General features: G+C 72.6%; 3 protein-coding genes. All 3 read right to left on the bottom strand.

All coding sequences use genetic code 11. The annotated features are described in order from the left end of the window. The coding region (locus tag GKQ77_RS26605; RefSeq protein WP_219691469.1) for a hypothetical protein at positions 1-1,821 on the bottom strand (1,821 nt) is incomplete at its 3' end. Positions 1,822-2,070: 249 nt separating this feature from the next. Further along, a complete protein-coding gene (locus GKQ77_RS26600; RefSeq protein WP_219691468.1) occupies positions 2,071-4,065 on the bottom strand; it encodes an amylo-alpha-1,6-glucosidase in 1,995 nt (664 codons plus the stop codon). Further along, positions 4,058-5,508: MGH1-like glycoside hydrolase domain-containing protein (locus GKQ77_RS26595; protein ID WP_258022008.1), on the bottom strand; the 1,451-nt coding region annotated here is incomplete at its 5' end. The genes GKQ77_RS26595 and GKQ77_RS26600, both read right to left, overlap by 8 nt.

Here is a 5,508-nt window from a genome sequence, read left to right as displayed (position 1 = left end):
AGCGGGGCCTGGGCTCGTGGGGGCCGGGCCCGCTGTCGACGCGGGCTTGCGGCGCCGCTTCCCGTTCTCCTTCGGGAACTCCATGTCGAACCAGAAGGCGGTCATCACCCGGCCGGGCATCGCCTTCCCCGAGACGCTGACCTGCCACGGCGTACGGTCGCCGTCGTCCATCGCGGCGACAAGCTCCCTGAGCAGCCCCACCGCCATCATCCGGCTCTTCTCGTACCGCAGGGCCTGGAGCGAGTTCGTCACGCCGCGCCGGGAGCGGCGCATGCGCTCTCCCGTGTCGCCGATCATCTCCTGGCCGTCGAGCGAGCCCCGGTCGGCCTCGATGATGCCGAAGGACGCGAGCCAGTGGGCCGCGCGATAGGACACCAGTTCCTCGAAGGCGGCGTCGTCGGTCTCGGCGGCCGCCAGCAGGTCGGGCAGGCGGCGGCCGGAGAGGACGATGCCCTCGCGGGCCTTGGTGCCGAAGACCTGGCCGACGCGCGGGTTCCAGGGCTGCGGGTAGCTCTCGGAGGTGAGCGCCGACCAGGTCCTGGCCCGCTGGTCGATCTCCCCCTTGCTGAGCAGGGACGGCTGGTTCTCGCTGAGGGCGCGCCGCAGCAGGTGCCGCCTGTGCGCGTCCACGGGGAACAGTTCGAGGAGCAGCTTCATGGAGCGCAGGTCGCGCAGCTCGGAGACGGCCATCTCCGGTGTGGCGTCGGCCAGTTCGCGGATCGGCGCGAGCCCCGAGAGCACTTCCGCCGTCTTCTCGTCCATCACACCCCGGGCCACGTACATGCCAAGGACGCTGCGGCCGAGCGCGCGCGAACGGTTGATCGGGTCGAACTCCAGCGGCGGGTGCACATGGTCGCGCCGATTGTTCATCTGCACGATGCGGTAGAGGCGCTGCGGGGTCGGGGTGCCGATCACCAGATGGGCGTCCACGGTGGCGATGGCGGCCGCCCGGCGGGCCCGCGACCCGTTGGTGGGGTCGAGGTCGTCCGCCGCCTCCGCGTACTCCTTGTTGAGCAGAGCGGAGAATTCCGTGAGCCAGACATGGGGGTCGTGGATGACGTCGTCGCCGTCCCTGCCCAGCTTCTCCGCGGGGACACCGGCAAGCACCTCACCGGAACTCAATCGGAAAATCGACTGACGCTTTTGTGTTCGATTGTTTCCCCGGACGGCCATCCATCCCCAATAGGCGGAGGGGTGACGGGGATTACCGTCGGAGTCTTTCTCCGGTTCCTCCTCGAGTCGCACCTGCTGGGGCACGTACAGCCCGGGCTCCTGCTGCCCGTTGAGGACCAGGTCCTCCTCCAGGTCATAGGGTCGGACCTTGTCCACGCGCGTCAGGGCGTTCGCCGCGTCCTCGGCGTTCATCATCAGGGCGTGCCGGTTGGGCACCACGCTCTCCAGGGCGGCAAGGTAGGTCTCGCTGCCGTCGCCGACGACTCCCTTCCACGGCCGCACCGGGGCGAGCGTCCGCTCCGTGCCCTGGCCCACCGTCGGGTCGGCCATGGAGCGCCAGATCGAACTGATCCGTTCGTTGTGCCCCCACTGCACGCCGCCGACGCCATGCATGCGGACGAGGGCGACGACCATGTCCCCGGCATCCGTGTGCAGACGCCGGACCGCGCTCCCCTTCAGTCTGCGTACGCCATTGGCGTCCGCCTCTCCCAAGGTGTCCTCGGGGTCGACGATGAAGGGAGCCACGTTCTCCAGCGCCCCACGCGGGAGGTTGACCCCGTCCGTGGCCAGGACGGCCTCGATCCAGGCCTCTTGCCGCTCCCGCGACACCGGTGCCGGAAATGGACTCTCGGCGGTGAGTTGAGCCATACCGCGTCTCCCCTGCTGTGCTTTAACGAACCGCGAACCGAACGAAGGCAACACGCTCGCAGGCCCAACTCGTCATTTCTAGTGCTGATGTGATTAGCAATCAGATTCGAGCGGATTAGGAAAATGAAGAAGAGCCGCGGCGCCCTCGACGTGAAGTGTCGTAAAGGCACCGCGGCTCGTGCGGGTGAGGGGGATGAATTCCCGAACTGACTTACGGTATTGACTACGTCAATCTCGGCCGGTAATCGCTCACGCCCCGCCCACCGCCGTCAGCAGGGCCAAGGGCGCCGCCGCCGACCGCGATTCCAGGACGCACGCGTGCGGATACGGCACCGGCACCGGATACGCCCCCTTGTCGTAGCCCGCGAGGACCTCCGGGAGGCGGCCGTCCGCGGTGGTGGCGGCGGAGACGAGGGCGCGGGCGACCGTGCGGGCCTCGTCGTGCAGGCCGTAGCGCGCGAGGCCCAGCGCGATCAGCGCGTTGTCGTGCGGCCACACCGAGCCCCGGTGGTACGAGAGCGGATGGAACGCGGGCTGCCCGGCCGCGACCGTCCGCACGCCCCACCCCGAGAAGAAGTCGGGCTCCAGCAGGCGGCGGCCCACCGCCTCGCCGTACTCCTTGTCGAGCAGCCCGGACCAGAGCAGATGGCCCGCGTCCGAGGCGAGCGCGTCGACCTGGCGCCCCTCGCCGTCCAGGGCGAGCGCGGGAAAGCCCTGCCCCGGCATCCAGAAGTCCCGCTGGAAACGGTCCCGGAGATCGCCCGCCGCCTGCGCGAGCAGCTCCGCGTAGACCGCGTCGCCCCAGACGGTCCGGGCGAGCCAGGCGGTACGGCACAGGGCGTCGTACGCGTAACCCTGCGCGCCCGCCGCCATGACCGGCCCGCTCGCGCTTGTGCCGTCGGCGGAGCAGATCGCGCCGGGCGAGTCCTTCCAGTTCTGGTTGGCGAGGCCGCCCTCGTCCGCGCGGTAGACGAGGTAACCGCGCGAGGTCAGCCCGCCGTGGTCGAGCATCCAGCCGACGGCGGCGCGCGCGGCGGGCTCCAGGCGGCGGGCGAGCGCGCGGTCCCCGGTCTGTTCCGTGTACGCGCCGAGCAGCACCAGGAAGAGCGGGGTCGCGTCGACCGAGCCGTAGTAGCGCCCGAACGGCACCTGCCCGAAGTGCGCCAGTTCGCCCTGGCGCACCTCGTGGACGATCTTCCCGGGCTGGGCGACCGCGCCCGCGACGGTCTCGGCGGCCTGCGTGGCGGCGAGCGCGGGCAGCGTCGCGGCGGCCAGGCGCGGCACGTACGGGAGTGCGAAGAGCGAGGTCAGCAGGGCGTCGCGGCCCAGCATCGTGAGGAACCAGGGCACTCCGGCGCCGGGCACGCTCAGCTCCTCGCCGTCCGGCCCCATCGCCGGTACCTGGAGCACCGCGAGGTCAGCGAGGCCGCGCGCGCAGGCGTCGGCGAGCGCGGGCCACCGGGTGGGCAGGGTGACGCCGGAGACGAAGGCGTCCTGGAGCGCGGCGAGTTGGCGTTCCGCCTCGGCGGGCGAGTCGGGCACGTCCGGCCCGGCCGCCCCATGCGGATAGGCGGCGGCACTCAGTGCCACCTCGGCCGAGCCGTGCGGGGCAAGCTCCAGCGTCCATACGAGGCGACGCGCGCCGCCGCCGGTCTCCTCGACGGCGTCGGGGCCCGGGTCGGCGGTCACCGTCGTGCGCGCGCTCCAGTCGCCGCGCCGGTAGCCGAAGGCGACCCCCTTCGGACCACTGCCGTCACCGTCACCGCTGTCGCTGCCGTCGATCGGCCGACGGGACCTGACGGCGCCCGGCTTGGCGTACGTACGGTGATCGGCGCGCAGTTCGAACTGGTCGGTGAAGTCGGCGTCCACGGTCAGCGCGATGTGGACCCGCGTCGGCACCGGGCGGTTGCTCACCACCCGCAGGGTTTCGACGAACGCGCCCTCGACCACGGCCTGTTCACGCAGGACCGTGCAGGCGGGCGGCTCCTGGCGGCCGCCGCGCGGCACGAGCACGCAGCGCGCCGCGCCGGCGCCGGTCGCCGAGGTGTCCACCGGCGCGAGAACCTCGGGCACGGCCCCGTCCACGGTCAGCTGCCAGCGGCTCAGATGCCGTGCGTCCCGTACGAAAAGGCCGTCCGGACCCGCGCCGCCGCCGCGCACACCGCCGACCCCGCTGATGTCGCCGCCCGCGCCGACGGCCGCGAACGTCCGCCCTCGCACCAGCAGCCGGTACCGGTCACTCATGTCCGCACCTCTCCGTCCGGAGGTCTCCCCCACCCGTGCCGTTCCGTCCGTCGTGCAGCAGGTCCAGCGTGAGCGCCGCCGTCCAGCCGAAGCCGCGCGCTCCGCAGCCCTCTCCCGTGTACGGGTCCACGTACTCCGCGAAGCCGGACGCGCCCGCCGCGTCGAGCACGGCCTCGCGCAGCGCGTCGGCCCGCGCGCGCTCGCCGTGCAGCCGAAGCCCCTTCTCCACGAGCCAGTTGGTGTTGAACCACGCCGGTCCGCGCCAGTAGCGGCGGAGGTCGAAGGCGGGGCCGGTCAGGTCGTAGCTGGGCACGAGCCGTGTGACGCCGCCGAGGCCGAAGTGCGGGCCGCACGCGGTGCGTACGAGGGCGGCGGCGATGCGGGGTGGCAGCGCGGGGAGCACGAGGGGGATCAGGCCGGTGACGCCGCGCTCGGTGAGGAGCGCGTCGGTGCGCAGGTCGCGGCAGAGGAAGATCTCCCGTTCCGGGTCCCACAGGCGAGCGACCAGGGTCTCCGTCAGGGCGCGAGCACGCTCGCACCGCACCCGCGCCGCGCGCTTGGCGGGCCTGTCGGTCCTGGCGGGCCTGGCGGGCCTGTCCAACTCGGCCTCGATCAGGGCGAGTGCGTACTCCGAGGCGATCAGGAGGGCGTTGAAGGCGGGGTCCTCGACCAAGAAGGCGGGGGCCTCGACGGTGGACGTGCCGGAGCCCTCGACGGTGGGTGTGCTGGGGCCCGCGCTATCGATGTACTCCCGGTCGCGGTACTCGGCGGCGAGCCGCACATACCGCCCGTAGTCCGTGTCGGTCGGCCGGTCCTCGGGCACCCCGTGGTCGAGATCCGCGCGGCGGAAACCCCCGGGCGCGGCGGGCTCGACGCGACCCAACGGCCCGTCCCAGCAAGGGCTGTTGTCCATGCCCTGCTCCCACGGGTGCAGCACGGCGGCGAGCCCCGCGCCGCCCACGTCCCTGGCGTCCAGGAGATAGCGGTGCCAGGCGGTGAGGCGGGGCCGGAGCCGGGCGAGGAAGGAGCGGGCCCGGGAGAGGCCGGGGTCGGCGCGGTGCACGAGCCAGACGGCGAGCGCGTGCACCGGCGGCTGCACGATGCCGGAGGTCTGTAGGTGGGCGGGGGCCCCGGCGCGGCGGCCCGCCGTTGCGGAGCGCCAGAAGTCGGGGCCGGGGAAGTAGGCGTCGAGCGGGACGGCGTCGTTGAAGACGATGTGCGGGACGCGGCCGTCGCCCCACTGGGCGGACAGCAGCGTCTCCAGCTCCAACTGGGCGCGCAGCGGGGAGAGATGGCGCAGCCCGATCGCGATGAACGCGGAGTCCCAGGACCACTGGTGCGGGTACAGCGCCCGCGAGGGCACGGTCGAGGTTCCCGTCCAGTTGGCCCACAGCACCTCGGCAGCGCGCGCCCGCAGCTCCTCCGTCGGGGGTGCGGCCGGGC

Source organism: Streptomyces anatolicus, from assembly GCF_019400875.1.
Taxonomy (GTDB): Bacteria; Actinomycetota; Actinomycetes; order Streptomycetales; family Streptomycetaceae; genus Streptomyces; species Streptomyces anatolicus.
The sequence above is the reverse complement of the archived record's forward strand: the minus strand, read 5'-3'. Positions and strand labels throughout refer to the sequence as shown.

Bases quoted from the DNA above. Each gene is read 5' to 3' on its own strand.
- GKQ77_RS26600 (WP_219691468.1), bottom strand. From the start codon at position 4,065: ATGAGTGACCGGTACCGGCTGCTGGTGCGAGGGCGGACGTTCGCGGCC.